20 protein-coding genes and 1 pseudogene are annotated in these 25,174 nt (G+C 73.1%); 7 read left to right on the forward strand and 14 right to left on the reverse strand.

What is annotated here, in order from left to right; genetic code table 11:
- Positions 1-144 precede the first annotated feature (144 nt).
- The 4 genes from ABVB68_RS04910 to ABVB68_RS04925 form a co-directional block, all read right to left on the reverse strand.
- Positions 145-1,632: a glycoside hydrolase family 3 protein gene (locus tag ABVB68_RS04910; protein ID WP_353599606.1), complete on the reverse strand. Its 1,488-nt coding sequence runs from the start codon at positions 1,630-1,632 to the stop codon at positions 145-147.
- A gap of 8 nt (positions 1,633-1,640) precedes the next feature.
- The gene (locus ABVB68_RS04915) at positions 1,641-2,471 is read right to left on the reverse strand and encodes a carbohydrate ABC transporter permease (RefSeq protein ID WP_353599607.1); all 831 of its coding nucleotides are present in this window, start codon (positions 2,469-2,471) and stop codon (positions 1,641-1,643) included.
- On the reverse strand, positions 2,468-3,466 hold the full coding sequence (locus ABVB68_RS04920; protein ID WP_353599608.1) for a carbohydrate ABC transporter permease: 999 nt from the start codon (positions 3,464-3,466) through the stop codon (positions 2,468-2,470). Before ABVB68_RS04920 ends, ABVB68_RS04915 begins: the two co-directional genes overlap by 4 nt.
- A 162-nt stretch (positions 3,467-3,628) precedes the next feature.
- A complete protein-coding gene (locus ABVB68_RS04925; RefSeq protein ID WP_353599609.1) occupies positions 3,629-4,909 on the reverse strand; it encodes an extracellular solute-binding protein in 1,281 nt (426 codons plus the stop codon).
- Positions 4,910-5,221: 312 nt separating this feature from the next.
- Here ABVB68_RS04925 and ABVB68_RS04930 point away from each other — a divergent pair, with 312 nt between their 5' ends.
- The gene (locus tag ABVB68_RS04930) at positions 5,222-6,052 is read left to right on the forward strand and encodes a GntR family transcriptional regulator (protein ID WP_353599610.1); all 831 of its coding nucleotides are present in this window, start codon (positions 5,222-5,224) and stop codon (positions 6,050-6,052) included.
- A 46-nt stretch (positions 6,053-6,098) separates the two neighbouring features.
- On the opposite strand, the pseudogene ABVB68_RS04935 reads toward ABVB68_RS04930, so the two are convergent.
- Positions 6,099-6,506: pseudogene (locus ABVB68_RS04935) on the reverse strand (DUF6299 family protein); the annotation flags it as partial.
- Between the two features lie 442 nt (positions 6,507-6,948).
- On the opposite strand from ABVB68_RS04935, the gene ABVB68_RS04940 reads away from it, so the two are divergent.
- Positions 6,949-7,143, forward strand: coding sequence for a DUF5999 family protein (locus ABVB68_RS04940; protein WP_353599611.1), 195 nt, complete (start codon positions 6,949-6,951; stop codon positions 7,141-7,143).
- A 19-nt stretch (positions 7,144-7,162) separates the two neighbouring features.
- Here ABVB68_RS04940 and ABVB68_RS04945 read toward each other — a convergent pair whose 3' ends face one another.
- Entirely contained in the window at positions 7,163-7,561 is a 399-nt protein-coding gene (locus ABVB68_RS04945; protein ID WP_353599612.1) for a RidA family protein, read from the reverse strand.
- The gene (locus ABVB68_RS04950; protein WP_353599613.1) at positions 7,558-8,691 is read right to left on the reverse strand and encodes an acyl-CoA dehydrogenase family protein; all 1,134 of its coding nucleotides are present in this window, start codon (positions 8,689-8,691) and stop codon (positions 7,558-7,560) included. Before ABVB68_RS04950 ends, ABVB68_RS04945 begins: the two co-directional genes overlap by 4 nt.
- Before the next feature lie 566 nt (positions 8,692-9,257).
- Here ABVB68_RS04950 and ABVB68_RS04955 point away from each other — a divergent pair.
- Positions 9,258-10,850: an AMP-binding protein gene (locus tag ABVB68_RS04955; protein ID WP_353599614.1), complete on the forward strand. Its 1,593-nt coding sequence runs from the start codon at positions 9,258-9,260 to the stop codon at positions 10,848-10,850.
- A 15-nt stretch (positions 10,851-10,865) separates the two neighbouring features.
- Positions 10,866-11,678, forward strand: coding sequence for a PaaX family transcriptional regulator (locus ABVB68_RS04960; protein WP_353599615.1), 813 nt, complete (start codon positions 10,866-10,868; stop codon positions 11,676-11,678).
- Between the two features lie 287 nt (positions 11,679-11,965).
- Here the strand turns inward: ABVB68_RS04960 and ABVB68_RS04965 are convergent, their stop codons facing one another.
- Both ABVB68_RS04965 and ABVB68_RS04970 read right to left on the reverse strand, forming a co-directional pair.
- On the reverse strand, positions 11,966-14,332 hold the full coding sequence (locus tag ABVB68_RS04965; protein ID WP_353599616.1) for a bifunctional salicylyl-CoA 5-hydroxylase/oxidoreductase: 2,367 nt from the start codon (positions 14,330-14,332) through the stop codon (positions 11,966-11,968).
- Between the two features lie 6 nt (positions 14,333-14,338).
- Positions 14,339-15,166: an enoyl-CoA hydratase family protein gene (locus ABVB68_RS04970; RefSeq protein ID WP_353599617.1), complete on the reverse strand. Its 828-nt coding sequence runs from the start codon at positions 15,164-15,166 to the stop codon at positions 14,339-14,341.
- A gap of 317 nt (positions 15,167-15,483) precedes the next feature.
- Here ABVB68_RS04970 and ABVB68_RS04975 point away from each other — a divergent pair, with 317 nt between their 5' ends.
- Complete coding sequence (locus ABVB68_RS04975; protein WP_353599618.1) at positions 15,484-15,936, forward strand: ATP-binding protein; 453 nt, start codon at positions 15,484-15,486, stop codon at positions 15,934-15,936.
- On the opposite strand, the gene ABVB68_RS04980 is transcribed toward ABVB68_RS04975, so the two are convergent.
- The 3 genes from ABVB68_RS04980 to ABVB68_RS04990 all read right to left on the reverse strand — a co-directional run bounded on the left by ABVB68_RS04980 (position 15,896) and on the right by ABVB68_RS04990 (position 19,898).
- A complete protein-coding gene (locus tag ABVB68_RS04980) occupies positions 15,896-17,341 on the reverse strand; it encodes an amino acid permease (RefSeq protein ID WP_353599619.1) in 1,446 nt (481 codons plus the stop codon). The genes ABVB68_RS04975 and ABVB68_RS04980 overlap by 41 nt on opposite strands.
- A gap of 100 nt (positions 17,342-17,441) precedes the next feature.
- Positions 17,442-18,449, reverse strand: a complete 1,008-nt coding sequence (gene argF / locus ABVB68_RS04985) for an ornithine carbamoyltransferase (RefSeq protein WP_353599620.1) — start codon at positions 18,447-18,449, stop codon at positions 17,442-17,444.
- 225 nt (positions 18,450-18,674) lie between these two features.
- Positions 18,675-19,898, reverse strand: coding sequence for an arginine deiminase (locus tag ABVB68_RS04990; RefSeq protein ID WP_353599621.1), 1,224 nt, complete (start codon positions 19,896-19,898; stop codon positions 18,675-18,677).
- 130 nt (positions 19,899-20,028) lie between these two features.
- On the opposite strand from ABVB68_RS04990, the gene ABVB68_RS04995 reads away from it, so the two are divergent.
- Positions 20,029-21,138 (forward strand): SPFH domain-containing protein, encoded by a 1,110-nt coding sequence (locus ABVB68_RS04995; protein WP_353599622.1) that lies wholly within the window; start codon positions 20,029-20,031, stop codon positions 21,136-21,138.
- On the forward strand, positions 21,135-22,067 hold the full coding sequence (locus ABVB68_RS05000; RefSeq protein ID WP_353599623.1) for a hypothetical protein: 933 nt from the start codon (positions 21,135-21,137) through the stop codon (positions 22,065-22,067). Before ABVB68_RS04995 ends, ABVB68_RS05000 begins: the two co-directional genes overlap by 4 nt.
- Before the next feature lie 266 nt (positions 22,068-22,333).
- Here the strand turns inward: ABVB68_RS05000 and ABVB68_RS05005 are convergent, their stop codons facing one another.
- Both ABVB68_RS05005 and ABVB68_RS05010 read right to left on the reverse strand, forming a co-directional pair.
- Positions 22,334-22,945, reverse strand: a complete 612-nt coding sequence (locus tag ABVB68_RS05005; protein ID WP_353599624.1) for a DUF5825 family protein — start codon at positions 22,943-22,945, stop codon at positions 22,334-22,336.
- Complete coding sequence (locus ABVB68_RS05010; protein ID WP_353599625.1) at positions 22,942-24,789, reverse strand: RiPP maturation radical SAM C-methyltransferase; 1,848 nt, start codon at positions 24,787-24,789, stop codon at positions 22,942-22,944. The genes ABVB68_RS05005 and ABVB68_RS05010 overlap by 4 nt, the downstream gene beginning before the upstream one ends.
- Positions 24,790-25,174: the final 385 nt, after the last annotated feature.

Here is a 25,174-nt window from a genome sequence, read left to right on the forward strand (position 1 = left end):
GTGCCGGTGGCAGGCACCAGCGGTTAGGACGTGAGACATGTGCCGGTGGCAAGAGCCAGGGCGCGCAGAGCCACCGGGTTCGCTGGGTGGAAGGAAGAGGTGGGCCGCCCGCGGGGAGGCGCGGGCGGCCGGTGGGCCGGCGGGTCAGCCGGCGACGACGGCCTCGGCCGCCGCCACGCCACAGACGCGCGCGGCGCCGTAGGTGGCGATGTGCAGGGCGCCGCGCGGCGGTGCCTGGGGCAGGCCCATCTCGACCACGACGGTGTCGGGCCGGGCGGCGAGCAGGGTGTCGAGGGCGGTGCCCATCCAGGGGTGCCGGTGTTCGTCGCGGACCACGGCGACGATCCGGCGTCCGGCGGCCGCCGCGAGCGCGGCGGTGCCCGCGTCGGCGCCGGTGAAGGAGCCGGACGTGCTGCCGGGCAGCAGTCGCTCCAGCTCGGCGGCCACGCCCCAGGGGGTCTGGTCGCCGACGGCGATGTTGGGGGCCGGGTTGAACTGGGCGGCGTACACGGCATCGGTGAGCGGTGCGGCGGCGCCCGTGCGGGTCACGGTCAGGGCGCGGCGGGCCGCGACCAGGCCGATGCCGGGGTCGGGTTCGGTCTCCGCGGCGGCGCCGCGGGCCCCGGCCGTCCAGCGGGCCAGCCGGCGCACCCGGGCGGCGGCGTCGGCCAGCCGTTCCTCGGGCAGTTCGCCGGAGCGTACGGCGGCCACCAGCGCGTCGCGCAGCCCCAGTACGGTGCCCTCGTCGCACAGTCCGCCGCCCACGCAGATGGCGTCGGCGCCGGCCGCGATGGCGAGGACCACGCCGTGCTCCAGGCCGTAGGTGCCCGATATCGCGCGCATCTCCATGCCGTCGGTGACGATCAGGCCCTGGTAGCCGAGTTCGTCGCGCAGCAGGTCGGTGAGGATGCGCCGGGAGAGGGTGCCGGGGCGGTCCGGGTCGAGCGCGGGCACCAGGATGTGTGCGCTCATGACGGCCCGGGTGCCGGCGGCGATGGCCGCGCGGAAGGGCGGCAGTTCCCGCTCGTAGAGGGTGTCGGCGTCGACGTCGATGCGGGGTACGGCGTGGTGGGAGTCGACGTTGGTGTCGCCGTGGCCGGGGAAGTGCTTGGTGCAGGCGGCGACGCCGGTGGACTGCAGGCCCTCCACCCAGGCGGCGGTGTGCCGGGCCACCAGGTCGGTGCCGGCGCCGAAGGAGCGGACGCCGATGACGGGGTTGTCGGGGTTGGCGTTGACGTCGGCGGAGGGTGCCCAGTCGAAGTTGACGCCGCAGGCGGCCAGGCGGCGGCCCAGCTCGCGGGAGACGGCCCGGGTGAGGCCGGGGTCGTCGACGGCGCCGAGGGCGTGGTTGCCGGGGAACGAGGAGCCGGTGCGCACGTCGAGGCGGGTGACGTCGCCGCTCTCCTCGTCGATGGCGACCAGCAGGTCGTCGCGTTCGGCGCGCAACTGGGCGGTGAGGGCGGTGACTTGCTCCTCGCTGACGACGTTGCGGCCGAACAGGGCGACGGAGGCGAGGCCTTCACCGAGGCGGCGGCGCACCCAGTCGGGCGCGGTGGTGCCGTCGAATCCCGGCTGCAGCACCGCGAGGGCGTCCCGGGTGAGGGTGTCCGAACCGGTGGCGAGTGTGGTCATCGGGGGCGTCATCCCTTCACGGCGCCGTCGGTCAGACCGCTGACAGCCTTGCGTTGCAGGAAGATGAAGAGGATCAGGATGGGCAGCGCGAACAGGGACGAGGCGGCCATCGTGGCGCCCCAGTCGTCACCGAAGGCGGTGCGGAACTGCGACAGCCACAGCGGCAGGGTCTGCTTCTCGTTGGACTTGTTGAGGATCAGGACCAGCGGGAACTCGTTCCAGGCGGTGATGAACCCGAACAGCGACGTCGCCATCAGTCCCGGCGCGAGCAGCGGGAAGATCACCTTGGTGAAGGCCTGGAGGCGGTTGCAGCCGTCGACCATGGCCGACTCCTCCAGCTCCTTGGGCACGGCGGCGACGTAGCCGCGCAGCGTCAGGATGGTCAGCGGGAGCACCATCATCGTGTAGAAGACGGTGAGCGGGACGAGGCTGTCGAGCATGTCGTTGTCGCGGACGATCATGTAAATGGCGATGATCATGACCTCCCAGGGGGCCATCTGCGCCAGCATGAAGGTCACGATGAGCCCGCGCCGGCCCCGGAAGCGCATCCGCGTGAGGGCGAAGGCCGCGAACAGGGCGATGACGAGGGAGAACACCACCGACAGGACCGTGACGGTGACCGAGTTGAGGACCAGCGTCCAGAAGTGGTCGGCGTCGACCGCCTTCTTGAAGTGCCCCAGGGTGACGTCGGTCGGGAACCACACCGGGTCGTCGGAGATGATGTCGCCGGCCGGCTTGAAGGCCGTGGCGAACATCCAGTAGACGGGGAACACGAAGCCGACGAAGAGGACGACGGCGGTCGCGTTGGGCCAGATACGGCCGAGAACCGAGCGCTTCACAGCTCGTCCTCCTCTTGCTTGAGCACCATGCGCAGGTAGTACGAGGTGATGACGAGCAGGACCGCGATGGTCAGGAAGGAGATCGCCGCGCCGACCCCGAAGTGCTGGTTGCCGACGCCCTCGACGTAGGCGTAGATCGGCAGGGTCTCGGTGAGGTGGTCGGGTCCGCCCTCGTTGAGCGCGAAGATCTGCGTGAACGACTTGAAGACCCAGATGACCTCGAGGAAGGTCGTCGCGTACAGGAACGGCCGCAGGAAGGGCAGGGTCACGGAGGTGAAGCTCTTCCACGCGTCGGCGCCGTCCAGGGAGGCGGCCTCGTACAGCTCCCTGGGGATGGTGGTGGTGGCCGCGTAGAGGTTGATCGCCACGAAGGGGATCGACTGCCAGACGATCAGCAGGGTGACCACGGCGAAGGTGGAGAACTGGGTCTCCAGCCAGTTGTGGTCGGCCATGGAGTGCCAGCCGAGCTTGTCCAGGACCCAGTTGACGACGCCGAAGCGCTGGGCGAACAGCCACTGGTAGACGGTGGTGGCCGCGACGATGGGCATCGCCCAGGCGAGGACCAGGCCCATCATGAGCAGCAGCCGCATCCTCTTGCCGAGACGGGCCAGCAGCAGTCCGACCAGGGTGCCGATGAGCATGATCAGGACGACGTTGGCGGCGGTGAAGAAGACGGAGCGCTCGACGACGTGCCAGAACTCCGACTCCCCCAGGACGTCCCGGTAGTTGTCTACGCCGTTCCACTCGGTGAGGTGCTGGATGAGCTGCCGCGGGTTGAGGTTCTGGAACGACAGCATGCCGTTCTTGACCAGGGGCCAGCCGAGCAGGACCAGTGTGGCCAGCAGAGCGGGCAGCAGGAGCAGGTAGGGGGCGGCGGCGCCCCGGCGGGACGGGCCCCGGGAGGTGCGGTCCTCACCTCGCGGCGGCGCCGGCACCCGGGCCTTGTGGACAGCGGGCTCCCCGGCCGTGTCCGTGCCTTCGGTCTGCACTGACATGAGTTGCCATCTCTTCCGTGGCCGTACGAACGACTTCCTCGGCCGTGCCTGCGGCATCCGTGGCCGTACGCACGACTTCCTCGGCCGTGCCTGCGGCATCCGTGGCCGTACGCACGGCACATGACTGCCGGGGGTGCCCGTGCGGCACCCCCGGCGCGGTCATCAGTTCTGCTGGGCCAGGCGCTTGTTGATCTCGCCCTCGACCTGCTTGGCGGCGTCCGCGGGGGACTTACCGTTCAGCACCGCGGTCATGTAGGACTTGATCGGGTTCGGGGTGTTCTCCACCGCGGCCCACTCGGGGATCAGCGGGGTGGTGCCACCGACCGCGGCACCCGGAGCGGCGGCCTCGGCGGCGCCGTTGCCCTTGAGGTTGGTCTCCAGGGACGTCTTGTTCGGGATGACGCCGTTGGTCTTGGCCAGCTGGCCCTCGAACTCGTCGGACAGGGCGACCTTCAGGAACTCCTTCGCCAGGGACTGCTTCTTGCTGTTCTGGGCCACGGCGAGGTTGGAGCCGCCGAGGAAGACGCCCTCGGGCTTGCCGGCCGTCTCGCCCGGGATGGTGAAGTAGCCGAGGTCCTTCTCGATGGCCTTGTTGGCCTGGACCGCGGTGCCGGCCTCCCAGCCCATGCCGATGAAGGCACCGGTCTTGCCCTTGGCGAAGACGGTCGCCTGCTGCGGGGTGGCCTCGTCCTTGTCCTTGGGGGCCTTGGAGTAGGAGGCGTACTTCTTGTAGATCTCCATGGCCTTGGAGACCTTGGGGTCGGCGAGGTTGGAGACGTACTTGTCGCCGTCCTTCTTCACCAGGTCGGCACCCTGGCCGATGGTCAGGCCGTCGAAGAAGTACCAGTTCTGGCCGGGCAGGTAGAGCGGCTCGGCGTCGGTCTTCTTGCCGATGGCCTGGAGGTCCTTGAAGAACTCGTCCCGGGTCTTGGGGGTGTCCTTGATGCCGGCCTTCGCCCAGATCGCCTTGTTGTAGACGACGACACGGTTGGCGAAGTACCACGGGGCGGCGTACTGCTTGCCGTCGTAGACGGAGGACTGCGAGACCGACGGCGTCCAGTCGGCGCCGATCTGCTGCTTGAGGTCGCCCAGTTCGGCCAGGCCGCCGGTGGCCGCGTAGGCCGGCGTCTGGGTGTTGCCGACCTCGAGGACGTCCGGCGGGTTGGACTCGGAGAGGGCGGTGGTGATCTTCTGCTGGATCCCGTCCCACTTCTGGATCTCGAACTTGACCTTCGCGCCGGTCTTCTTCTCGAAGGCCGCCTGGACGTCCTTGCTCCACTGCGGTGGCGCGGAACCGTCCATCGTCCAGACCGTCAGCGTCTGGCCCTTCCAGCTCTCCGGACCCGCGTCCTTGCCGCTGTCCTTGCCGTCGTCGCCGCCACACGCCGAGACGGAGACCATCATGCCCGCGATCACGATCGCGGCAGCAAGCTTGCGCTTCACGCCACCCTCCTCAGGGATGCCACTAACCCCCCACGCCCTCGGCGGTGACCTGCGTACGACGCTGTTGCACGTAGGGCTCGGGCCTGGTCACTAATGGTGTAGACCAGTACCGTGGAGCTTGGCCTAGACCTTTCGGGGTGTCAAGGGTGGTTCGGGAAGCCGGTTACGGCCGTTACGAGAACGTCATCGGAGTGCGTTCGTCCCTTTGGCCGCCCTCTTCGCCCGGCTTCACCCGGAGCGTTCAGTTGGACTAGACCATAAGGCAGTTGATCGCTATAACGGGAGCCCATCGACACAGCCGGGAAGGCAGGCATGACCACCGACGTCAGCAGCGCCCAGCCATACAGGGGGGCACCCGGCCGCACCGCGCGCGTGCCGAAGTACTACCGGATCAAGCAACAGCTCCTCGCCATGGCCCAGGCGCTCGAGCCGGGTTCGGCCATGCCCGCGGAGCGTCTGCTCGCCGTCCGGTTCGACACCTCCCGGACCACCGTCCGGCAGGCGCTGCAGGAACTCGTGGGCGAGGGCCGCCTGGACCGGATCCAGGGCAAGGGCACCTTCGTCGCCCAGCCCAAGCTGTACCGCACGCTCCAGCTCACCTCGCACACCGAGGACATGCGCGCGCAGGGGCTCGCGCCCGCCTCGCAGACGCTGGACATCGGCGAGATCCCGGCGGACGAGAAGCTGTCGGGGCTGCTGGGCGTCGGCATCGGCGAACGGGTGCTGCGCATCGAGCGGCTGCGGCTCGCCAGCGGCGACCCGATGGCGATCGAGACGACCCACCTGTCCGTGCGGCGCTTCCCCGGCCTGCGCCAGTCCCTGGCCGGCCGCGCGTCGCTCTACACCACGCTCGCCGAGGTGTACGGCGTCCATCTCGCGGAGGCCGACGAGACGATCGAGACCTCGCTGTCGACTCCGCGCGAGGCACAGCTGCTCGGCACCGACGTGGGCCTGCCGATGCTGCTGCTGTCCCGGCACTCGCGGGACGCGGAGGGGGCCCCGGTGGAGTGGGTGCGCTCGGTGTACCGCGGCTCCCGCTACAAGTTCGTGGCGGCGCTGCACCGGCCGGACCCGCGCCTGACCCCCGCCGCGGTCCGGCACAGGGGTGCTGGGCCGGACCGGGACGGCCTCGGCCTCGGCTGAACCGGGCGGAGGCGGGGCGGTGGGCACGCCGGCCGCGTGCTCCCGCTCACTGCTGGGTGAGCATGACGTCCCTGTCGGTGAGGGCGTGGAAGGCCGGCAGCGGCAGCATGCCCGAGGGGCGCAGCTCCATGACCGTGGCCCACACGTGCGCCGTACCCGCCGCGAGCGCCTCGGCGGAGACCGTCCCGGAGTTCTGCCAGCGGTGTTCGGCGCCGTCGCACCGGGCGCCGCTGCCGCCGATGCCGTGTCTGACGCGGGGATCGCTCTGGCTGAGCGAGGAGCTGACGAACACCGGGCCGGTGCCCGGGGTGCAGCGGTAGCTGCCCGAGAGGGTGACCGTGCCGTCGGGCGCGATCCGGCCGGTGGGGTCGACGGTGACGGCCTCGGAGGGCTCGGCGGCCGCGGTCGTGACGCCCGCAGCGGCGGGGTTCGCGGTCGGGGCGCCAGCAGCGGCGGGGTTCGCGGTCGGGGCGCCCGCAGCAGTGGGGTTCGCGGCCGGGGCGGCCGGAACCGCGAAAGCCGGAGCGGGGGCGCTCGGAGCGGCGGTGGCCGTGGTCGCCGCGGCAGCGGGGAGCGCGGCGGCGGTCGCGGCCGGGGCGGCGGCGCAGAGCAGGGCGCAGGCGACGGCGGCGGTCGCGGCGAGGGCGGGGGGTACGGGCATGGAGTTGCCTCCCGGTCGTGAGGGGTCGCAGGCTTCCACTGGTACCGGGCGGTCGTACCGCCGGCCGTGACCGTCACCCGCTCGGTGGCGCGTCATGGAACCGTTCGGGAGTTGTCCGGGTGTTGTCACGCTTCCCGGCGACCGGTTCCGGCGCGTTCACGGCAGGAGCATGGTCTGAGCATGACGGGCGGCGTCCGAACCCGCCGGCCCCTCACATCCGATGTGGAGGTGCGCCATGTGCTCCGAACCTACTTCCCGTGCCACGTCCGGACCCGCGTCCCGGCACCCCGTGGCCGCCCACCCCGAACAGGGCTGGACCCTCCTGTGCGACGGCTCGATCGTCTTCGACGACAGCGGGGAGCTGCACCCGGACGGCAGGGTGGTGCCGCCCTGCCGGGTGCCGGCGGACCGGCTCGCGGAGGCGGCCTGAACGACCGGGCCCGGGCGCCCTACGGCAGTACGGCGAACCCGTCCAGCTCCACCTGCGCCTGCTCGTCCCACAGCCGTACGACCTGCACGACCGCCATGGCGGGGTAGTCCCGGCCCGCCAGTTCCCGCCAGATGCGCCCGAGCCGGCCGGCCTGTGCCCGGTACGCGGCGACGTCCGTGGCGTAGACGGTGACCCGGGCGAGGTCCGCGGGGGTGCCGCCGGCCGCGCGCAGCGCGGCGAGGAGGTTGCCCAGCGCCTTCTCGAACTGCTCGGGGAGCGTGGCGCCGGTGACCCTGCCCGTACCGTCCAGGGCGGTCTGGCCGGCGAGGAACACCACGCGGGAGCCCGCCGCGACGACGGCGTGGGAGAAACCGGTGGGCGGGGACAGCTCGGGCGGGTTGACGCGCTCGGTGGTCACCGGGCCTCCCGGTCCTGGGGCGTGGCGTACAGCTCCTTGGCGATGATGCCCCGCTGCACCTCGCTGGCGCCCTCGTAGATGCGGGGGGCGCGCACCTCGCGGTAGAGGTGTTCCAGGAGGTGACCGCGGCGCAGCGCGCGGGCACCGTGCAGCTGGACGGCGGTGTCGACGACGTACTGCGCGGTCTCGGTGGCGAGCAGCTTGGCCATCGCGGCGCGTCCCGGCACGCCGGGGGCGCCCTCGTCGTGGGCGGCCGCAGCCGCGTACACCATCAGCCGGGCGGCCTCCGTGCGCAGCGCCATCTCGGCGACCTGGTGGGACACCGACTGAAGGTCCATCAGCCGGCCGCCGAACGCCTCGCGCTCGCGGGTGTGGCCGAGCGTGGCGTCGAGCGCGGCCTGGGCCATGCCCACCGCGAAGGCGCCGACGCTGGGCCGGAAGAGGTTGAGGGTGCCCATGGCGACGGCGAAACCGCGGTCGGGCTCGCCGAGCACGTCGTCGGCCGTGACGGGCACGGCGTCGAAGTCGAGGGCGCCGATGGGGTGCGGGGAGATCATCTCGAGTGCGGTGCCGGTGAGGCCGGGCCGGTCGGCGGGGACGAGGAAGGCGGTCACGCCGCGCGCTCCGGCGCCGGGTGAGGTGCGGGCGAAGACGGTGTAGAAGTCGGCCTCGGGGGCGTTGGAGATCCAGCACTTGGCGCCGGTGAGCCGCCAGCCGTCGCGGTGCGGCTCGGCGGCGAGGGTCAGCGCCGCCGCGTCCGACCCGGCCCCGGGCTCGCTCAGCGCGAAGGCGGCGACCGCGCTGCCGTCGGTGACGCGCGGCAGCCAGTGCTCGCGCTGCGCGGGGGTGCCGTGGGCGTGCACCGGGTGGGCGCCCAGGCCCTGCAGGGCGAGTGCAGTCTCGGCCTCGGTGCAGGACTGGGCGAGGGACTCACGCATCAGGCACAGGTCGAGCGCGCCGGAGGTGAACAGCCGTGCCGTCAGCCCCAGCCGGCCGAGTTCGGCGAGCAGCGGGCGGTTGACGCGGCCCGGTTCGCTCTTGTCGGCGATCGGGCGCAGCCGTTCGGCGGCCAGGGTGCGCAGCTCGGCACACCATGCGGTCCGCTCCGGTCCGAGCGAGAATGCGGTCACCGGCGCTCCTCCCTCCGGGCCGGACCACGGCGGCCCTGCCCGTCACCATCAGGGCCGGACCGCAGGGGCCCTGCCCGTCACCATCCGGGCCGGGCCCCCGGGGCCTTGCCCGCTCACCGCCCGGGGCGGCCTCCAGAGCCTTACCCGTCACCGTCCGGGGCGGCCTCCAGAGCCTTACCCGTCACCGTCCGGGGCGAGCCCCGGTCCTGCCCGGCACCTTGCGGGGACCAGGCCACCGCGGCTCCGCCCCACCACGCGGGGGCGGTCCACCGGGCCGGTCCCGGCGCCTGCCGAGGGTCGGCCACCGTGCCCTGCCCGGCGCCCACCGCCGGCGGGTCGCACGGCTTCTCTCCCGCACCCGACCGACGTTATCGCGCACAGTTGACTGCCGTCACCAACACGATACGCTCGAACCGGCAGGGGGTGTCCGGATCGAGTCGGCCGGAAGGTGCGGCGCCCGGCCGGGTGGCAGCGGTGTGCCGGAAGCCGCCCCCTGCGACCGCCGGACGCCGGTGCCCACCACGACGCCCGTCCCGACGCTCGTCACGGCAAGGGGGCGAACCGCCATGCACCTCTCGGCCCACGTCGACACGTTCGCGCGCGATCATCTGCCCCCGCCCGGCGAATGGCCCGAGCTGCGGTTCGACCTCCCCGGCCTGCGTTACCCCGAACGGCTCAACTGCGCCGCGGAACTGCTGGCCGGCGCCGACCCGGACCGCCCGGTCTTCCGCACCCCCGCCGGTCACCGCTGGAGCTACGGCGAGCTGCGCGGCCACGTCGACCGGATCGCGCACGTCCTCACCGGCGACCTGGGCGTGGTGCCCGGCAACCGGGTCCTGCTGCGCGGCCCCACCACGCCCTGGCTCGCCGCCTGCTGGCTGGCCGTGCTGAAGGCGGGCGCGATCGCCGTGACCGTGCTGGCCCAGCAGCGCCCGCACGAGCTGGCGACGATGTGCGAGATCGCCCGGGTGCGGCACGCGCTGTGCGACGTCCGGGCGGTGGCCGACCTGGCGAAGGCCCGGATACCCGGGCTGCGGATCACGACGTACGGCGGCGACGCCCCCGACGACCTCCTCCACCGCCCGGCGTCCGCCGCCCCCTACCCGGCCGTCGACACCGCGGCCGACGACGTCGCCCTGATCGCGTTCACCTCGGGCACCACGGGCCGCCCGAAGGGGTGCACGCACTTCCACCGGGACGTGCTCGCGACGGCGGACACCTTCTCCCGGCACGTGCTGCGCCCCGTCGCCGACGACGTCTTCGCCGGCAGTCCCCCGCTCGGCTTCACCTTCGGCCTCGGCGGGCTGGTGGTCTTCCCGATGCGGGCCGGTGCCAGCGCCCTGCTGATGGAACAGGCCGGGCCCAGACAGCTGCTGCCCGCGATCGCCGAGCACCGCGTCTCGGTCCTGTTCACCGCCCCCACCGCGTACCGCGCCATGCTCGACGTCCTGGACGGCCACGACGTCTCGTCCCTGCGCCGCTGCGTGTCGGCCGGCGAGAACCTGTCCGCGGCCACCTGGCGGGCCTGGCACGAACGCACCGGCGTGCGCATCATCAACGGCATCGGCGCGACCGAACTGCTGCACATCTTCATCTCCGCCGCCGACGAGCACATCAGGCCCGGCACGACCGGCGTCCCGGTGCCGGGCTGGCAGGCGCGGGTGCAGGACGCGGACGGCACGCCGTTGGCCGACGGCGAGCCGGGCCTGCTGGCCGTGCGCGGTCCGGTCGGGTGCCGCTACCTCGCCGACCCGCGCCAGCGCGTGTACGTGCGCGACGGCTGGAACGTCACCGGCGACACCTACGTCCGCGATCCCGACGGCTACTTCCGGTATGTGGCCCGCGCCGACGACATGATCGTGTCGTCCGGGTACAACATCGCCGGACCGGAGGTGGAGGACGCGCTGCTGCGCCACCCGGACGTGGTGGAGACGGCCGTGGTCGGGCGCCCCGACGAGGCACGCGGCCAGGTGGCGGTGGCGTTCACGGTGCTGCGCGACGGGGTCCGGCGCGACCCCGAGGCGCTCCGCGCGTTCCTCACCCTGGAACTGGCGCCCTACAAGTGCCCGCGGGAGTTCGTCTTCCTCGACGCACTCCCCCGTACGGCCACCGGCAAGCTGCAGCGGTTCCGGTTGCGCACGGAGGGCGACCGGCAGTGATGCCGACGACCTAAAATGATCAACGTGTCCGAGCAGCACGCACCCAGGTCCCTCATCGTCACGCTCTACGGCGCGTACGGCCGCTTCATGCCCGGGCCGGTTCCCGTGGCCGAGCTGATCCGGCTGCTGGCCGCGGTCGGCGTGGACGCGCCGTCCGTGCGGTCCTCGGTGTCCCGGCTCAAACGGCGCGGTCTGCTGCTGCCGGCCCGCACCGGTTCCGGTGCGGCCGGGTACGAACTCTCGCCCGAGGCACGCCAGTTGCTCGACGACGGCGACCGCCGCATCTACGCGACGGCGCCCCCCGAGGACGAGGGCTGGGTGCTGGCGGTGTTCTCCGTCCCGGAGTCGGAGCGGCAGAAGCGGCACGTGCTGCGCTCCCGGCTGGCGGGCCTGGGCTTCGGCACGGCGGCCCCCGGCGTGTGGATCGCGCCGGCCCGCCTGTACGAGGAGACACGGCACACGCTGCGCCGGCTGCACCTGGATCCGTACGTGGACTTCTTCCGCGGCGAGCACCTGGGGTTCGCGGCGACGGCGGGGGTGGTCGGCCGCTGGTGGGACCTGGCCGCGATCGCCAAGGAGCACGAGCGCTTCCTGGACGCGCACGCGCCGGTCCTGCACGCCTGGGAACACCGGCCGGACACCCCGCCCGAGGAGGCCTACCGCGACTACCTCCTCGCCCTCGACTCCTGGCGTCATCTCCCCTACACCGACCCGGGCCTGCCCACCCACCTGCTGCCGGCCGACTGGCCCGGTGTCCGCTCGGCGGCGGTCTTCCGGGCCCTGCACGACCGGCTCCGGGACACGGGCGGGGAGTTCGCGGGGGTGTGAGGCGAGGCTCCGCCACCCCCGGCCCCGGTCAGGTCAGCCGCCCCCGGCCCACCTCAACCGCGCACCTCCGCGCCCCGGCCACCTCAGTCGTGCACCCCCGCGTCCCGGCCACCTCAGCCGCCCCGGCCACCTCAACCGCGCACCTTCACGTCCCGGCCGCCTCAGTCGTGCACCCCCGCGTCCCGGCCGCCTCCGTCGCCCCGGCCACCTCAACCGCGCACCTCCGCGTCCCGGCCGCCTCCGTCGCCCCGGCCACCTCAACCGCGCACCTTCACGTCCCGGCCACCTCAGCCGCCTCGACCGCCGAGTGACAGCCGGGGTTTGGGGGCGTCGGTGCGTCCGGTCCGCGGGCGCCGGCTGCCCGCGCGGTAGGGGTCCGGCCAGCCGGCGCCGGGGCCCTCGTAGCCCTGCTCGGCCGCGGCGTGCAGGGTCCAGTTCGGGTCGTACAGGTGCGGGCGGCCCAGCGCGCACAGGTCCGTACGACCGGCCAGGATCAGCGAGTTGACGTCGTCCCAGGAGGAGATCGCGCCGACCGTGACCACCGGTACGCGCACCTCGTGGCGGATGCGCTCGGCGAACGGCGCCTGGTACGACCGCCCGAACTCCGGCCGCTCCTCGGCCACCACCTGCCCGGTGGACACGTCGATGGCGTCGGCGCCGTGCGCGGCGAAGGCGCGGGCGATCTCGACCGCGTCGTCGGCCGTCGTACCCCCCTCGGCCCAGTCGGTGGCGGAGATGCGCACGGTCATCGGCCGTTCCGCCGGCCACACCGTGCGGACGGCGTCGAAGACCTCCAGGGGGAAGCGCAGCCGCTTCTCCAGGGAGCCGCCGTAGGCGTCGGTGCGGTGGTTGGTGAGCGGCGAGAGGAAGCCCGAGAGCAGATAGCCGTGCGCGCAGTGCAGTTCGAGCAGGTCGAACCCGGCTCGCGCGGCCCGCCAGGCGGCTGCCACGAACTGCTCGCGCACGTCGGTGAGCTGGGCCCGGGAGAGCCGGCGCGGGATCTGGCTGCCCGGCCTGTAGGGCAGCGGGGAGGCGGCGACGAGGGGCCAGTTGCCGTGCGGCAGCGGTTCGTCCATGCCCTCCCACATCAGTTTCGTGGAACCCTTGCGGCCGGCGTGCCCGAGCTGCACGCCGATGGCGGTGCCGGGTGCGCGGGTGTGCACGAAGTCGGTGATGCGCCGCCACGCCTCGGTCTGCCGGCCGGTGTAGAGGCCCGTGCAGCCCGGGGTGATCCGGCCCTCCGCGCTCACGCACACCATCTCGGTCATCACCAGGCCGGCCCCGCCGAGGCCCCGGGCGCCCAGGTGGACGAGGTGGAAGTCGCCGGGGACGCCGTCGGCGGCGGAGTACATGTCCATCGGTGAGACGACCACCCGGTTGCGCAGGGTCAGGCCGCGCAGCCGGAACGGTGTGAACATGGGGGGCGTGCCCGGCGGGCAGTCGAACTCGCGCTCCACGGCCCCGGTGAAGTGGGCGTCGCGCAGGCGGAGGTTGTCGTGGGTGACGCGGCGGCTGCGGGTGAGCAGGTTGAAGGCGAACTGGCGGGGCGGCTGGCGCAGGTACAGGCCGAGGTTCTCGAACCACTCCAGGCTGGCCCGCGCGGCCCGTTGCGTGGAGGCGACCACGGGTCCGCGCTCCTCCTCGTAGGCGGCCAGCGCGGAGGGGAGGCCGGGCTGTTCCTCCAGGCACGCGGCCAGGGCCAGCGCGTCCTCCACGGCGAGCTTGGTTCCGGAGCCGATGGAGAAGTGGGCGGTGTGGGCGGCGTCGCCGAGGAGGACGACGTTCCCGTGCGACCAGCGGTCGTTGACGACCGTGCGGAACGTCGTCCAGGCGGACTTGCCGGAACGCAGCGGCCGGCCGCTCAGCGCGTCCGCGAAGATCTTGGCGCAGCGCTCGACGGACTCGTGCGCACCGAGTTCGTCGAAGCCGGCCGCCCGCCAGACCTCCTCGCGCATCTCGATGATCACGGTGGACGCGTCGGCCGCGTACGGGTAGCCGTGCAGTTGCATGACACCGTGCTCGGTCTCGGCGATCTCGAAGCGGAAGGCGTCGAAGGCGAAGTCGGCGGCGAGCCAGATGTAGCGGCAGCGGTGCTCGGTCACCTGGGGGCGGAACACCGGGGCGTAGGCCGCGCGGGTGGCGCTGTTGATGCCGTCGGCGGCGATGACGAGGTCGTGGTCCGCCGAGAGCACGTGCGGGGGCGGGGCCTCGGTGCGGAAGTGGATCCGCACGCCGAGGGAGTGGCAGCGGTCGTGCAGGATCTCCAGGAGGCGGTGCCGGCCCAGGGCGGCGAATCCGTGCCCTCCGGAGGTGTGCCGGCCGCCCCGGTGGACGATGTCGATGTCGTCCCAGCGGACGAAGTCGCGTTGCAGTGCCTCGTGGACGACCGGGTCGGCGTGTTCGATGCCGCCGAGGGTCTCGTCGGAGAGGACGACTCCGAAGCCGAAGGTCTCGTCGGGGGCGTTGCGCTCCCAGACGGTGATGTCACGGGCCGGGTCGAGGCGTTTGAGCAGCGCTGCCGCGTACAGGCCGCCGGGGCCCGCGCCGGTGATCGCGATGCGCCGGGGGCTGCCCGCGGCCGCCGGCCGCGGGTCGGTCGTGGTCGCGCGCGCGGTCTGCCGCGACTCGGGGGCCGGTGTGCCTGCGGTCGGCATGAAAGATCACCTTCCTTGCCATTTCGGCGGCCGCTTCTCCGTGAACGCCGCGTGGAACTCCGCGTAGTCCTCGCCGTGCATCAGCAGCGCCTGGGTGGAGGCGTCCAGCTCGACGGCCGCCGCCAGCGGCATGTCCAGCTCGGCCGTGAGCAGGGCCTTGGTCTGGGCGTACGCGAGCGCCGGGCCGTCGGCCAGGCGGCGGGCCAGGGCACGGGCCCCCTCGTCCGCGCGGCCCTCCTCCGTCAGCTCGCTGATCAGGCCGATGCGCTCGGCCTCGGGTGCCCGGACCGGCTCGCCGAGCATGAGCAGCCGGGTGGCGTGACCCAGGCCGACGACCCGGGGCAGCAGGTAGGCCGCGCCCATGTCGCCGCCCGAGAGGCCGACGCGGGTGAAGAGGAAGGCGAACCGTGCGGAGGGGTCGGCCACCCGGAAGTCCGCCGCGAGGGCGAGCACGGCTCCGGCGCCCGCCGCGACCCCGTGCACGGCGGCGATCACCGGGAACGGGCATTCGCGGATCGCCCGGACCACCTGGCCGGTCATCCGGTTGAAGTCCAGCAGCAGGGCGGTGTCCATGGCCAGGGTGGCGCCGATGATCTCCTCGACGTCGCCGCCGGAGCAGAATCCGCGCCCCTCGCCGGTCAGCACCAGGGCGCGTACCGAGCGCTCCCGGGAGAGCTCGGCGAGCAGGTCGCGCAGGTCGGCGTAGGCGCCGAAGGTGAGGGCGTTGAGCTTCTCGGGGCGGTCGAGGGTGACGGTGGCGACACCGTCGGCGAGGTGGACCCGCAGGTGCTCCCAGTCGGAGGTGCGGGCGGCGGAGCCGGTGAAGGGACTCATGACGTGCGGCCTCCCGGGGCGGCGGTGCGTCACGTTGCGTCGGTCGGGTTCCTCACGGTGCTGTCCCACGAAGTTATCACTTGTTTGTGACTGTCGTCACGACTGCGCGACAAGCCTGCGCCGATCGGCGGAGTCCGGCCATCCGCGTCACCGATCGTCGACAGGCCCGTAACAGTGGGCGCCGCCGGGCGAGCCGGGCCCGCCGGCTGGGTAGGCCGCCCGGTACCGGGGCCGGGGGCCCCGGGCGAAGCCCGTCGACGGTCCCCGCGGCCGGGCCCGTACCATCTCCTACAGTCGAAAGCAGGACAGCCTGCTCCATGAACGGACTCGCCTTGCACGAACGCCCCACCGAACCGGCCTCCTGGCGCATCGCGCTGCCGCACACCACGGCGGCGGTGCCCGTGGCGCGCGCCCTGGTGCGCACGGCCCTCACCGAGGTGGAGCACCCGGCCGACTGCGACACGGCGGAGCTGCTCACGGCGGAGCTGGTGGCCAACGCGGTGGAGCACACCGCCGGGCACGGCCCGATCGAGCTGGTGGTGCAGCTGCTGCCGACCGGCTGCCAGGTGGAGGTGCACGACCCCGATCCGGCGCCGCCCGGCCATCTGACCCGGCCCGTGATCGAGGAGCCCGATCCCTGGTCGGAGGGTGGGCGCGGGCTGCTGCTGATCCGCGCCCTCAGCTCGTCCTGCGGCCACCGCCCCACCCCGTCGGGCAAGGCGGTGTGGTTCAGACTGCCTGTGGTTCCCGCTCAGCGGCGTCCGGCGTGACCTCGGCTGCCGTGCGGGCCAGCGTGGAGTGCCGGCGGCCGTAGGCGGCGTAGACGAGCAGTCCCACCCCGAGGAACACGGCGAACTGCAGCCAGGTCCGCCAGCCGGTCTCGTACATCAGGTACAGGCAGAAGGCGATGCCGAGCAGCGGGGCCACGGGGTGGAACGGCACCCGGAAGCTGCGGGTGAGGCCCGGCTCGCGGCGGCGCAGGACCATGACCGTCAGGTTGACCACGGCCATGATGGCGAGCGTGCCGATGGTGCACAGGTTCATCACCGCGTCGAGGGACGCGAAGGCGGCCGGCAGCGCGAAGACCACGGCGACGATCAGCGTGCCGGCGACCGGCGTGGCGGTCTTCGGGGACACCTTCTCGAAGACGCGCGGGATCAGGCCGTCCCGGGACATCGACATCAGGATGCGGGTCTGGCCGTACATCACGGCGAGGACCACGGAGGCGATGGCGACGACCGCTCCGAAGGCGATGATCCCGCCGCCGATGCCGGAGCCGGTGACCTCGTCGACCACGTACGACAGCGCGGCGGGGCGGCCGGCCACCCGGTCGCCGCCGACGGCGCCGATCGCGGCGACCGCGACCGCGCAGTACAGCAGGGTGACCAGGCCCATGCAGGCCATGATCGCCACGGGGATGTCCCGGCGCGGGTTCTTGGCCTCCTCGCCGGCGGTGGTGATCGCGTCGAAGCCGATGTAGGAGAAGAACGCGGCGGTGGTGCCCGCGCCGATGCCGCCGAGGCCGGCCGGCGAGAACGGGGTGAGGTTGCCGTCCTTGAAGGCGCTGTAGCCGATGGCGCAGAAGGCGAGCAGGACGACGAGCTTCACGGCGGCCATGGCGGCGGTCGCCCGGGCGCTCTCGCGCACCCCGCGCACCAGCAGCACGGAGGCCATGGCGATGACGATCACGGCCGGGAGGTTCACGATCCCGCCGTCGCCCGGCCCCGCGGACAGGGCGTCAGGCAGCCGGCAGCCGGTGAGGCCGTGCAGGAGCTCGTTGACGTACTGGCTCCAGCCGACGGCGACGGCCGAGATGGAGATGCCGTACTCCAGCAGCAGGCACCAGCCGACCAGGAAGGCGGTGGACTCGCCGAGGCCCGCGTAGGCGAAGGAGTACGAGGAACCGGAGACCGGGATCGCGCCGCCCAGCTCCGCGAAGGAGAACGCGGTGAAGACGCAGGTGAGCGCGGCGAGCACGAAGGAGACGACGACGGCGGGGCCGGCCTGGGCGACGGAGTCGGAGAGGCCGACGAAGATGCCGGTGCCGACGACGGCGCCGACGCCGAAGCAGATGAGCTGGAAGAGGCCCATCGTGCGCTTGAGGCCGTGTCCCTCGCGGTCGGCACCGGATTCGGCGACGAGCAGCTGCGGGGACTTGATGCGGGGAGCGGACATGCGGGTGGTGCTCGTTTCTGGTGGTGCGGGCGCCCGTCGTACAGGCGCGGCGACGGCACCGGAAGGGGTGGCTCCGGGCCGCCGGCCAGGATAGGACCGGTCAGGCGAGTGTGGCTACCAGCACCGCCTTGATCGTGTGCAGGCGGTTCTCGGCCTCGTCGAAGACGACGGAGTGGGCCGACTCGAAGACCTCGTCGGTCACCTCCAGGGACCGCAGGCCGTAGGCCTCGTGGATCTCCTGCCCCACCTTGGTGCCCAGGTCGTGGAAGGCCGGCAGGCAGTGCAGGAACTTCACGTCCGGGTTCCCGGTGGCGTCCAGGACGTCCATGGTCACGGCGTAGGGCGCGAGGGCCTTGATCCGCTCCCCCCAGACCTCCTTGGGCTCGCCCATGGAGACCCAGACGTCGGTGGCGACGAAGTCGGCGCCCCGGACGCCCTCGGCGACGTCCTCGGTGAGCGTGACGACGGCGCCGCTGCTCTCGGCGAGCTTGCGGGCCCGGGCCACGATCCCGGCGTCCGGCCAGTACTCCCGGGGCGCGACCAGGCGTACGTCCATGCCGAGCAGCGCGCCGGTGACGAGGTAGGAGTTGCCCATGTTGAAGCGGGCGTCACCGAGGTAGGCGAAGGTGATCTGGCGCAGCGGCTTGGTGCTGTGCTCGGCCATGGTGAGCACGTCGGCGAGCATCTGGGTGGGGTGCCAGTCGTCGGTGAGGCCGTTGTAGACGGGCACGCCGGCGCAGGCGGCCAGCTCCTCGACCTTGGCCTGGCTGTCCCCGCGGTACTCGATGCCGTCGAACATCCGGCCGAGGACGCGGGCCGTGTCCTTCACGGACTCCTTGTGCCCGATCTGCGAGCCGGAGGGGTCCAGGTAGGTCGTGTGGGCGCCCTGGTCGGCGGCGGCGACCTCGAACGCGCAGCGGGTGCGCGTCGAGGTCTTCTCGAAGATCAGCGCGATGTTGCGCCCCCGCAGGTACTGGGTCTCGGTCCCGGCCTTCTTGGCGGCCTTCAGCTCCGCGGCCAGGTCGACCAGGCCGCGGAACTCCTCCTCGGTGAAGTCCAGCTCCTTGAGGAAGTGGCGGCCGGCGAGGGCGGTCGGGACTGTCGCCATGAGGGCGCTCCAGGGGTACGACTGGCAGAGACGTTGAAATTCTATACGACTGTCAGCATTTCTATGCGAGTCGCGGGCGTCCGTCACGTCACACCGCTCCCGGGCGGGCCGAGGGCGCCCTCACCGCGGACCCCGGCCGCGGTACGGCGGCATGCCGAACCCCCGCCCTCCCCCGTCACCGCGTCCGGTGCCGTCCGGCACACCGCTTCCGGCGGCACCCCCGTGTCACACCGCGTCGCGCTCGACCGGGCAGCTCATGCAGCGCGGGCCGCCGCGGCCCCGGCCCAGCTCGCTGCCCGGGATCTCGATCACTTCGATGCCCTGCTTGCGCAGATGGGTGTTGGTGGTGGAGTTCCGCTCGTAGGCGACGACGACCCCCGGCTCGACGGCGAGGACGTTGCAGCCGTCGTCCCACTGCTCGCGCTCGGCGGCGTGCACGTCCTGGGTGGCGGTCAGCACCCGGATCTCGCCCAGGCCGAGGGCGGCGGCGATCGCGCGGTGCATGTGCTCCGGCGGATGGTCCGTGACCTTCAGGTCGCGGTCGCCGACGCCCGGTTCGATGGTGTACGAGCGCAGCATCCCGAGCCCCGCGTACTGGGTGAAGGTGTCGCCGTCGACCATGGTCATCACCGTGTCGAGGTGCATGAAGGCCCGCCGCTTGGGCATGTCGAGCGCGACGATCGTGCGCGCCGAGCCGGCCGCGAACAGCTTGTGCGCCAGCATCTCCACGGCCTGCGGGGTGGTGCGCTCGCTCATGCCGATCAGCACGGCGCCGTTGCCGATCACCAGGACGTCGCCGCCCTCGATGGTGGAGGGGTAGTCGGCCTGCCCCCGGGACCAGATGCGGAACGTCTCCTCGCGGAAGAGGGGGTGATGGCGGTAGATCGCCTCGAAGTGGACGGTCTCGCGCTGCCGGGCGGGCCAGCGCATGGCGTTGATGGAGACGCCGTCGTAGATCCAGGCCGAGGTGTCGCGGGTGAAGAGGTGGTTGGGCAGCGGGCGCAGCAGGAAGTCGTCCAGGTCCATGACGTGGAAGCGGACGGAGGTGGGCTCCAGGTGCGCCTCCAGGAACTCCCGTTTGGTCATCCCGCCGACCAGCGCCTCGGCCAGCTCGCCCGGGGGCAGCTCGTCGAAGGCGGCGCGCAGGTGGTCGGTGGCGAGCGGGCCGTACTCCTTCTCGTCGAAGACGCGGTCCAGGACGAGGGCGCGGGCCTCGGGGACCTCCAGCGTCTCGGTGAGCAGATCGCCGAACAGGTGGACGGCGACGCCCCGGTCTCGCAGGACGTCGGCGAAGCCGTCGTGCTCGGCGCGCGCCCGGCGCACCCAGAGCACGTCGTCGAAGAGGAGGGCGTCCTTGTTGCTGGGGGTGAGCCTTTTGAGCTCGAGATCCGGCCGGTGGAGTATGACGCGGCGCAGCCGCCCGGCCTCGGAGTCGACTTGGAATCCCATGTCTCCATCCTGACCATCGCGCCCCGGGTTCACCCGCTCCTCGGCGGTTTCCGCGCCCGGTTGTTTTCGTCTCCTTGACGACAAGTGGCCACCGCAATTATCGTCCCACTGACGAAAACAAGGGGGTCGCATGGCCGACATCACCCGGCGCCTCGGCCGGCGCCATCTGCGCGGGGCGCCCACCGCCCACATCCTGCACCACCGTTCGGGCCGGCTGGTGCACGACGGGCCCGGACTCAGCTTCTGGTTCCGCCCGCTGACCGCCGCGCTCAGCGAAGTCCCCGTGGACGACCGCGAGCTGGCCATGACCTTCCACGCCCGGACGGCCGACTTCCAGGACGTGACGGTGCAGGCGGCGCTGACCTACCGCATCGGCGACCCGGCGCTCGCCGCCGCCCGCCTCGACTTCTCCATCGATCCCGACACGGGCGCCTGGCGCGGCACCCCGCTGGAGCAACTCGGCACCCTGCTCACCGGGACGGCCCAGGAGCACGCCCTGGACGTCCTGGCCCGTGTGCCGTTGGCGACCGCGCTGACCGACGGCGTGAGCGCGGTGCGCGAGCGACTCGCCGCCGGGCTGGCCGCCGAGCCCCGGTTGCCGGCCACCGGCATCGAGGTGGTCGCCGTCCGCGTGGCGGCCGTGCTCCCGGAGCCCGAGGTGGAGCGGGCCCTGCGCACCCCCGCCCGGGAGCGGATCCAGCAGGACGCCGACCGGGCGACGTACGAGCGCCGGGCGGTGGCCGTCGAGCGGGAGCGGGCGATCGCCGAGAACGAGCTGGCCAGCCGCATCGAACTGGCCCGGCGCGAGGAGCGGTTGGTCGACCAGCGGGGCACCAACGCCCGCCGCGAGGCCGAGGAGCAGGCGGCCGCGGACGCCGTGCGCGCCGACGCGGAGGCGGCCCGCGCGGTACGCCTCGGCGAGGCGGAGGCGACCCGTACCGAGCGGCTGGCCGGGGCGGAGGCGATCCGTACCGAACGGCTGGCCGAGGCGGAGGCGGCGAAGGCGGTACGGCTCGCCCGCGCCGCGGCCGAGGAGGCACGCGTGGTGGGCGAGGCCCGGGCGGAGGCGCGGGCGGCGTGGCTGCGGGTGCACGCCGAGGTGGAGGTGGCGGTCCTGCACGCCCTCGCCGGGATACGGCTGGCCGAGAACGTGCCGCAGATCGACAGCGTGACCATCTCGCCGGACGTGCTGACCGGGTTGCTGGCGAAGCTCTCCGGTGCGCCGGGGGCGCGGCCGTGAGCCTCGCCCCGCGCGCGGTACTGGTCCACCGGACCACCGAGTACGAGGAACTGGTGGCCCGGCACGGCACCCACGGCCAGGCCGCGTTCTTCCTCGCCTCGCGGGGCCGGGACGTCGAGGAGGTCGCCGAACGCCACCGCCGGGTCCGCCGGGCACTGGCCGAGGTGACCGCGGCGGTGCCGCTGGCCTGGCGCCGGACCATGGTCGAGCGAGCCGACCTGGAGCGGTTCCTCTTCGCGCCCGAGGACCTGGTCGTGGTGGTCGGGCAGGACGGGCTGGTCGCGAACGTCGCCAAGTACCTGACGGGACAGCCGGTCATCGGCATCGACGCGGACCCCGGCCGCAACCCCGGTGTGCTGGTAGGGCACCGCCCGCGGGACGCGGCGCGGCTGCTGACGGCGGCGGCGCCGGGAACCCCGGGAACCCCGGGGACGGGGACGGGGACGGGGACGGGGTGCGACGAGCTCACCATGGTCGAGGCGGTGGCCGACGACACCCAGCGGCTGGTGGCGCTCAACGAGATCTACCTGGGCGCGCCCGGTCACCAGACCGCCCGGTACCGCCTGGGCCTCGACGGCGACGGGGGTGTCGCCGAGGCCCAGGCCTCCTCCGGGGTGCTGGTGGGGACCGGCACCGGGGCGACCGGCTGGCTGCGCTCGGTGTGGCGGGAGCGGGGCGGCGCGCTCGCGTTGCCCGCCGCCACCGAGGAGCGGCTGGTGTGGTTCGTCCGGGAGGCCTGGCCGTCGCCGGCCACCGGGACGCGCCTGGTCGCCGGTGAGCTGGGCGCCTCGGCCGCGCTGACCGTCACGGTGGAGTCCGACCGGCTCATCGCCTTCGGTGACGGCATCGAGACGGACGCGCTGCGGCTGACCTGGGGGCAGACGGTCCGGTTCGGGGTCTGCGGGCAGCGCCTGCGGCTGCTCGGCTGACGGCGCCGGACCCCGCCCCCGCCGGTCTCCGGGGCTCCGGACCCCGGCCCCGCCGCCCTCCGGGGCTCCGGAATGGCTCCCGACCCCGGACCCGTCGGCCTCCGGGGCTCCGGACGGACACTCGGACCCCGCCCCCGCCGCCCTCCGGGGCTCCGAACCCGCCGGCCTTCGGGGCTCCTGACGGGCTCCGAACCCTGGACCCGCCACCCTTCCGGGCTCCGGACGGGCTCCGGGCCCCGGGCCCGCCGGCGTGCGGACGCCCCGGGTCAGATCGCGGTGCAGGGCACCGGCCACTGCCGCAGACGGGGCGGCAGCGCCACCGCCCAGCCGCCGCGGGCCAGCACCAGCCGCTCGGCGGCGAGCAGGTCGGCGGCCTCGCGCTCGGTGTGGTCGAGGATGTCGAGGGGCGTGGGTTCCAGCAGGCGCAGGAAGGCGGCGTGGAGGTCGGGGTGGTCGAGGGTGAGCCGGACGGCCTTGTCCTTCTCGCGCCGGTCCAGCACCGTCACGAAGCCGGGGCCGCGGCGGTGGTACAGGGTGCCGTAGGCGTAGGCGGACCGCCAGGCGGCCCACTCGTGCGTGCCTGGCGGTTCGGTGGGCGGTGGCAGGTGATGCAGCACGGAGAGGTCGTACGACGGCCGGCCCGTGGCGCGCCAGCTCACGCTCGGGCCGTGGCTCAGGCACTCGCGCAGGAACCGCACCGCCTCCGCCGTCTCCCGGCCCTGCCCGCCGATGTCCAGCGGCCCGACGGCCTCGACCCGGCTGCCGGTGAGCCGGTGCGGCACGGTGGCCGGGGGCCGGCCGGCGAGCAGCCGGTGCGGCACGGCGGCGGACGGCCGGCCGGTGAGCCGGTGCGGCTCGGCGGACGGCGGCCCGCTCACCGGGCGTCCTCGGTCAGCCGTACCGGCTCGCCCCAGGTCGGCAGCGCGACGTAGGTGGGCCCGTCGCGGAACAACAGGCCCTGCGCGAAGGCCTGGCCGATCCACTCGGCCAGGGTGTCCGGGGCCACCTCGTGACCGTCGGCGGCCAGCAGCCGGTGCACGGCGGGGACGGTCCGGCCGTCCTCCAGCCGGCGCAGGGCCGCGGCCCGCCAGCCGGTGAAGCAGTGGGTGGCGGGGGGCCGGCCGTGCCGCCCGTCGTGCACCAGCAGGGTGTCGCCGTCCTCCTCGAACAGCAGCCGGGAGCGCGCGTGTCCCGCCCGCCACGCGGCGACGGCGTCCGTCAGCCGCTGCTCGGCCGGTCCCGCGATCCCCGCGTCCTCCGTGTCGAACAAGTAGACCAGGTCGGTGAGTTCCTCCTCGGGAAGGTCGTAGACGTGCTGGTACATCTCGGCCGGCCGGCGCTTGCCGAAGCCGCGGGCCGGGTCGGTGAAGTGCGGGCTGAAACGCTCCAGCTGGATCCGGTGCGCGCCGCTCGGCGGCTGCAGGTGGACCAGGGCGGGGAGCTGGTCGACGACCGGCGTGTAGTCCTCGGCCCGCTCGCCGGGGAAGCCGTAGAGGAGGTTCCAGGAGCAGGTCAGCGCGTGGTTCTCGCACTCGCGCAGGGTCCGGACGTTACGGGCGCCGGTGACGCCCTTGTCCATCAGGTCCAGGACGCGGCTGCCCAGGCTCTCGATGCCGGGCTGGATGTGCACGGTGCCGGACTCGCCGAGGAGCCGGAACTGTTCCGGGGTGAGGTTCGACTTGACCTCGTAGTGCAGCCGCAGGTCCCAGCCGCTCTCGACGACGCGGGGCAGGAAGTCCCGGAAGTAGGCCATGTCGATGATGTTGTCGACCGTGACCACGTCGAGGATGCGGTGGCGGCGCACCAGCCGTTCGATCTCCGCCCACAGCCGCTCGCCCGGCTTGGCGCGGAACGCCATGGCGGAGCCGTTCAGGCCGCAGAAGGTGCAGTGGTGCTTCTCGCCCCACCAGCAGCCGCGGGCCCCCTCCACGACGAGTTTCGGGTGGACGTGCTCCTGGACCGGCGAGGCGTCCAGGGCGGCCTGCCACTGGTCGTAGTCGGGCGAGGGGATGTCGGCGGGCGCCACGGTCCGCCGGGTCTCCGGGTTGGCCCGCGAGCGGGTGCCGTCCCACCAGCACAGGCCGGGCACGTCCACCGGGGCGGTGCCCGCGTCCAGGTGCCGTAACAGGTGCGGGAAGGCGTACTCGGCCTCGCCGCGGACCACGTGGTCCACGAAGGGGTGATTGCGGTGCAGGGCGTGGCCCATCGGGCCGTCGCAGTTGCTGCCGCCGAAGACGATCACCGACTCCGGGCGCCTTCGCCGGAGTTCGCGGGCGAGCGCGAGGGAGGCGACGTTCTGCATGAACGTGCTGGTGAACCCGATCACGTCGGGCTCGGCCGCCAGCACCTCGGTGGCGCACTCGGAGATGAAGTCGGCGGCGTACGGCCGCATGGCGACGGCGGTGTCGATGAAGACGTCCCGGGCGGCCGCGTAGTCACGCAGCCGTGCCAGGCCCCAGCCGGGGTTGTCGTAGAGGGCCCCGGAGAAGACCCAGTCGCCCAGGCCGTGGAAGATCGCGTCGCTGCCGACGGCCACGTAGTCCCCCGGGCGCAGCCTGCCGCCGGAGTGTTCCAGCAGGAACTCCGCCCAGCGCAGGGAGCCGTGGAACTCGGTCACCTCGTCGCCGGGTCGGGCCCGGCGCACGATGCGGTGGAGCAGGCCCAGTTGCAGCGAGGGCAGGTCGATCGGGTGCCACGGCATCGTGACCAGGTGGACGCGCATGCTCAGCGGGTCGGCCGCTTCTCCAGGATCGCCGGTCTGCGGGTGGTGCTCTGCCGGTCCTCGCGGACCACGACCTTCTTGATCTCCACGCCCACCGCTCCCCTCGGATCGGTCAACACCCCTGTGCCGTACCGGTGTTCACCCTATGGACGGATGCTTGCACAGCACAAGGGTCACGTGGGCCGGCTCACAGGCGGGGGCGGGGCGGGGGCCGCCGGGCGGACACCGGGGTGGTGGGTGCGGGTGGGCGCCCGGACCGCGGGGCGGGCGGGCGCGGGGCGGTGAGCGGCGGACTCCAGGATCGCGGATGGGCGGACGCCCGGGCTGTGAGCGGGCGGGCGCCCGGACCTGGGGTAGGCGGACGGGCCGGGGGTGGGCGGACGGG

Origin of the sequence: Streptomyces sp. NPDC096012, from assembly GCF_040426375.1 — a bacterium.
Taxonomy (GTDB): Bacteria; Actinomycetota; Actinomycetes; order Streptomycetales; family Streptomycetaceae; genus Streptomyces.